Origin of the sequence: Halomonas campaniensis (assembly GCF_014193375.1) — a bacterium.
In the GTDB taxonomy this organism is placed as follows: domain Bacteria; phylum Pseudomonadota; class Gammaproteobacteria; order Pseudomonadales; family Halomonadaceae; genus Halomonas; species Halomonas campaniensis.
The window spans coordinates 1-5,602 of the sequence record NZ_JACHZF010000053.1 but is presented as its reverse complement, the minus strand read 5'-3'; the positions used below and the strand labels follow the sequence as shown (position 1 = coordinate 5,602).

Genomic DNA, 5,602 nt, shown 5'->3' with positions numbered 1-5,602 from the left:
GAGCTACCGGCTGAAGCAGAAGACGCTCAGCTGACGATCACGGGTGGGTCAATTTTGTTGACCGCTGGTGGGTCAGTTCTGATGGCCATTGACAAAGCCCCCACGTCCACCTGACGGTGAAGAGCCTGGGCTATGACGGCCGTCGATTGAACGTGAAGAAGGGCGACCCGCAGAAGTGGCGAGAGGCCTTCGCGGCGGAGCTGGAGCGCCGAGGGGTAGAGGCTGAGGCCACGCCGCGTGCCACCCGTGGGGTGATCAAGAAGGGCGTTAGTCAAGTGCTTCGCCACATCCGCGAGAAAGGCCAGACGGTACAGGTTGACCAGGCGAAGGTTCAGGAGGTCCTCGAGGACTTCCGTGGACAGCGAGCCGGTCAAGCACCGAAGTCACGCCCCTGGGAGGATCGTATCAAGGAGCGCCAGACCTATGTCCGCAAGGCTTGGCTGACGGCGGCCAAGAACATGGCCCAGAGCCGCGATCCCGATGACCAGGAGCTGGCCAAGCGCATCGCGGCTTTTGTAGGCTCTATGCCGCCGATGAAGACCGAGCGCCACGAACTCCAGGAGAAGATCTCGGGGCAGCTACAATGGGGTGCTCAAAAACACCAGAGGAGAGAGAAGAGTAGGGCGGAGGATCAGCAAGACGAACGATAGCAGACAGACTGAATAGTGTAGGTTGTGGGTACAGGGATCGCCGGCTTGCAGTTAAAGGAAGAGCTGATTCCGCTGGTGGGCGGTGATTCCTTCCGACAGGGGTTTAGCTCCCGGAGGCTTCTGTCGGGTCCCGGTGAATCAATAACTTGGACCCGACATATACTATCCTAAGTTAGGCGTCGTCGTACGCTGGCATCATCGTCATGATGCATCGCTTCGCGTTCATAAGTGTCTGCTATCTCTAGTAAAAGTTTTGTGGCTACAAATGGATGGGTTGGAAGAATAGCTTCTCCCCATTTACGGTATTTCGCAGCGATATCCCGTTCTTGACTTCCACCCTCTCCGGGCATTCGAGTAGTAACTCCGCGTGAGTTATAAACACCGCTATGTGCACCTCGCATCATAGGATCGGACTGGATGTTCTCCATCACATCCCGCACCACCTTGCAAGGCCATATACCATCTTCGCCAATAGATGCGCTTGACAGAACTTTTCCGATGCAAACATCGGCTATATCAGCACGACTGAGTTCCATGCAAGAATGGCGTACAGTAGAAATCCACTTCTCAAGACGCTCTGCTGTTAATTCTCCAAGGTCGTTGTGGCCAGGAATGCGCTCAATAGCTTCCAATAGGCTATACCCTCGTTTAGACAAATTGCTAATATTGTCTTGAGGTACTTTGTACTCGATAGGATCATTTGCCCCGTCACTGCGCTTGTACGTCCACACAATAGCTTGAATAAATAGCTCAGGATGAGCTTCAATGTACCTCTCAAGATTTGGTATGCCATTTCCGCTGCGGCTACCCCAAGGGCGAGCCAGTATTTCTAAATATGAGAATTCCAATGCTGCTTTTTTCTCTAGTGTGAGCTTTGAGCTTGCATTGAGATACTCAAATGCCTTTTCTACAGAGTAGTGCTCTAGCATGTATTGGCCTGGCTTATCATCGCCACCTTTAGCCACATCTGAAAGTAAGCGGTAAAGGAGTTCTTCACCAACCTTTTCAGGGTGAAAATGGATGCATGAAAATGCAGCGCGAGGCCGTCCAGCCTTCATTAGTCGGTCAATGCTTTCTTTGTTGTCTTCTTCAGTGTGGTGAATCCAATCTGGTATTACTTCACTCCAGTACTTTTTCTGAGCTTTTTTGTCTAGATTGTCAACCAGCTTCCAGGTGCTCTTCCCATACGGTGCAAGCGTAAGTAACTTCGCCGTTTCGATGCCGGAAAGGTTATATGACACATCAGTGATGATTTCTTCGCGACTTTGGTCGTCATTAATTGAGTGTAATGCACCCGCGATAAGGTTTTTTTGGGGGTGACTCTTATCTTGGTTAATTAATATTGGTTCTATGGCGAGATTTATGAGTTCGCCAATTTTTTCTGGGGTTAATAAAGAACTTGCGGAGATTCTTCCGATTATCCATGAAGCTTTGCCTTGGCAAGAAAGTTCTATCAGACCTGTAATGCCTTGGTCGTTGTAAATTTCTCGCAACGCCGCCACTCTGAGATTGTGAATGCGTTCATCTCGCTTCTCAAAATCGACTCTTTCGATATCTTCTAGTTCGTCAGCAGATTCTTCAACCCATGTTTCACGGAAAAGCCAAGCGTGTCTATTGAGCAAGTTTTCTGGTTCAAGTTCGGCGTAAACATCTTTTGCCGCAATGGCTAGGTTAAGCGAGGTTGACTTTTTTCTGGCGCGCAATGCTGCACGTCGTGAAAGTGTTGATATGCGAATTTTTTCGCGTAGAGCTGTCTTTTCAGCATCACTGGCCCTATCTCTACCCCAAGCTTTAATCAATGTCCAAACTCGATCTTGGTCGAATTCAGGTAAGGCGTGAAGCCGTTCGACTAGATCGCAAAGCATTGACAGAGAATAGTCATTTCTAGTTAGGGCCATATCAACCATTTCTCGCACGAATGCAGTGATTGGCTGCCTTGTCTGGATGGGTTCACCAAACCCGTAACCATCTGAGCGCCATCGTGGTTTGTGGCTGTAATCACCAACCCGATGATGGTCACCGAATTGCGCTATGCAGAGTTTCCAAGCAATATTAGGGAATTTCTCAGAAAGTCTGAGCATTAGTCTTACCCGAATCTCATGGCTCGCTGCAGTTTGTGGCATCCATGAGCGGAAGATCGATTCAAGTGAATGTATTGGCTTGTTAGACCAGTTATCGTTAATTTCGACTTCCGCAAGACGCGCTAAAATGAAAGCTGCACGTGGTAACGTCAAGTGGCTCCATGAAAGTGCTTCAAGAGCCCACAGCAAACCAGTGCGACTAGGATGGCCGAATGGGCCCGCTTCCGCGGGGCGTAGAAGGCCGAGGACTGCTGGATTTTCGGTCTTTAAGTCACGTTCAAGGATGGACAAGAACTCATCTGGAGCTGCTTCCGCATAAGTAGGAAGGTCGCGATCATTTGCTTCTAGTTTTCGCGTAGTCAACGGCGTTGGGAGGAGGTCGCGAACGACTTTTACCGCCTCGGCTTCGGTATCAATTCCAAGCTGACCTTTGAATAGCTGGTTGCCATGAACGGCTAGTAGCACGAGAGTTTCTGAAATTCCTTCGCGAAACGCGCCTGAAAACTCGCGTGTCTTTCCATGAATTGAAGCTGCCCAACGCTGGTCTTCATCGAGATCCAGTGCAGGGTCATCTTCACCCAGCACCATTCGTGCCACGTCGAAGTAACGCCTCAAGTCGTCTGTAGTAACTGCCCCTTTGATGGCATAAAGTAAATCTATCTTCGAAACTACGCCGCGATAAGTGTTAATCGACCATACTGGTACATCATTTAATTGAGCAAGACGTTGGTGCTCCCTCTCAAGCTCAGAATAAGGCTTGTCATTTGCTAGTAATTCGAGGCAACACTTGTCAGCATCGTTGCTACTGTCCCATGCACCTACTAGCATAAAGGGTACAAGGTTCACCGTTGCCTGGTGATCTGTCACCCATTCTGGGTTTTTTACCGCAGGAAGAGTGGCAAGACGACGGCGTAAAACAGTCAATGATCTACCTGATTCATTTGAATATCGCGAAATTTCATCGCGATCCTTGCCCATTTCCTCTAATGCCGTTTGAAATGTCTCGTAGCTCGCTGGCTCAAGGACGATATGAGGTTCGGTGTTTATTGCATTGCGCGGATAGATGACTATTGAGTGCATCGATTTCGCGTATGGAGAAAGCTCGCGTTCGACTTCAGGGCTGAACACTACAGGGATGAAAGTTTTAGCTCCTTCCGCTAAACGCGGCAGGACCCCAGATTTGTCGAATACCAATACCTGGTCACGATAAGAAACTAATTCTTCGCCACTAGCTTCGCTGAAAAGTTGAGCCACAAAAGCAAGCGCCTCTTCAGTTGAGTCGGCAGCGATCATGGTTGCTCCGTCGGAGGGCTTAGAGAGGCGTGATAGCATGATGCGTTTAGCTGCCTCAATAGCTGAATTAAACAACGTCCCAGGCAATGGTGGCTCTGATACATTGGCCCAGTCGGTCCAGCATTTGTCGAGTGAGCGAACGTTCTGTGCCGGAATCCTCGTTTCATTAGCGAACCAGGCTTGCGCAGGCAGCGATTGCTCTGTCCATTGCTCAAGATCGCTTGCATCATACGCCCGAACTTCCTTCCAGAGTCCTTTAGCTTGTTTTTCGGCAATCCAGGCTGCCTTGCCGTTAGCCCATCGGCGTGGAGTGACGAATATGAACGTCATCTCGGCTCGCTCTTCATCGCTGAGAGCCTTAACGCTCTTTGCGAAGTCCTTATCTGCCTTCCTTTTAATATCCTCGTTGGTGCCGAACTCCCAGCCCGATCGTCCAGTGGGTACCCAAGGCGTTCCATCACTAGCTTCAACAAACCCGTCCCAACCAGGACGTTCGGCGTCATCGTTGCCAGGAAAATCAACTTGTTTAAGACTACTTCCTGTCGAATGGACAAGTGTCCGCAGAAATACCGAAAGCCTAGCTCTCGCCGGAATGTTGCGAGTTACCCACTGTTCAATGTCATTCGCTTTAATTGTAAGAAACGGAGGTACGTATGCCCGCGTATTTGAAGGCATACTCTTTACCATGGCTTGTGACTCGTCATATTGAGCCTGCATTTCCAAAAGATTCTTGCTTGGATAATTGAAGGCCTTCTCTAGGCGCTTCGCCATATCTGTGGACAGTGACGCTTTGCCGTTTAGCAGGTTTGATAAAGCTGGGCGGCCAACTCCGATGATCTGAGCAGCTTTTGTGACGGATACTCCCGCCGGAATGACTTCTGCCCTGATGCGTTCTCCAGGATGAGGAACAGTCTTCGAATCTTGCATGATTTTCTCCAGGCATGCTCGACAAGGTAAAGAGCAAGCTACGCTCATATGCTTTACTGTAGCGTGTAGCGTTACACGATACAATATCGATTTGCCTAGCCGTGAGATGAGTATGTATCACCATCGCGCAGTACAAGAGCAGTACACACATCAGCTTCCTGTGCTATCCTCAAATTTCGCTAAGCTACTGATTCCAAAGAGCTGTACCTTTCGCTCGATTACGGTCGCTTTCCCTTATGTATCAGTAGCTTATTGATTTAAAAGCAAACTCATAATCCCTTGGTCGCTGGTTCGAGTCCAGCTGGGCCCACCATTCTGGCTGTTTGTCATCTCGTTGGTTACCCCCTCGCTGTGTATGATGTTTCGTACTTATTACCATCAGTACCAAGAACGCGGGGAAGCATCGTGAACACGGAGAGTCACTCTCAGCTGGCGGCCTTCATCTGGTCCGTGGCGGATCTGCTGCGCGGCGATTTCAAGCAGTCCCAGTACGGCCACATCGTGTTCAAGGGCTCCCTGGCCCGGGGCAGTTGGGTCGGCCCCGAGGGCAGCGGACTGATCTTACCCAGCATTGGTGGACACCGATCTAAGCGATCATTCGGGCCTCGAAGGCCTCCGGGCTGATCATCCCAATCGCACTGTGCCGGCGCT

General features: G+C 50.1%; 2 protein-coding genes. One reads left to right on the top strand and one right to left on the bottom strand.

Annotated elements, in window-relative coordinates:
* Positions 1-146: 146 nt before the first annotated feature.
* Positions 147-650: a hypothetical protein gene (locus BDK63_RS18050; protein WP_246386320.1), complete on the top strand. Its 504-nt coding sequence runs from the start codon at positions 147-149 to the stop codon at positions 648-650.
* Positions 651-817: 167 nt separating this feature from the next.
* Here the strand turns inward: BDK63_RS18050 and BDK63_RS18045 are convergent, their stop codons facing one another.
* The gene (locus BDK63_RS18045; RefSeq protein ID WP_183334503.1) at positions 818-4,951 is read right to left on the bottom strand and encodes a HigA family addiction module antitoxin; all 4,134 of its coding nucleotides are present in this window, start codon (positions 4,949-4,951) and stop codon (positions 818-820) included.
* Positions 4,952-5,602 lie beyond the last annotated feature (651 nt).